The organism is Mycolicibacterium elephantis DSM 44368 (assembly GCF_004014805.1).
Taxonomy (GTDB): domain Bacteria; phylum Actinomycetota; class Actinomycetes; order Mycobacteriales; family Mycobacteriaceae; genus Mycobacterium; species Mycobacterium elephantis.
The window spans coordinates 1-421 of sequence record NZ_ATDN01000071.1; the positions used below are offsets into that span (position 1 = coordinate 1).

Consider the following 421-nt stretch of genomic DNA (forward strand, 5'->3'; position numbering starts at 1 on the left):
ACCTGGATGTTGAGACGACCCGGATGTTGTTGGGTGAGGTGCCCGCGGCGTTTCACGCCGGGATCAACGACATCTTGTTGATCGCGTTCGGGTTGGCGTTGACCGAGTTCCTGGGTGTCTCGCAGCGGATCTGCATCGACGTCGAGGGCCACGGCCGCGACGAGGACCTGGTCGCCGACGTCGACCTGTCGCGCACGGTGGGATGGTTCACCACCAAATACCCCGTGGCGCTGGCCCTGGACGGGCTGAGCTGGTCACAGGTCGTCGCCGGCGACGCCAAGCTGGGCGCGGTGATCAAAGCCGCCAAAGAGCAGCTACGCGCACTGCCCGACGGACTGTCCTACGGCGTACTGCGCTACCTCAACGACAACATCGACCTGCAAAGCCCCGACCCACCAATCGGATTCAACTACCTCGGCCG

General features: G+C 64.4%; 1 protein-coding gene. It reads left to right on the forward strand.

Features of this window, described 5'->3' with window-relative positions; translation table 11 throughout:
* Nucleotides 1-421, forward strand: a 421-nt coding sequence (locus MELE44368_RS24795; RefSeq protein WP_164890221.1) for a condensation domain-containing protein, incomplete at both ends; no start/stop codon positions are given.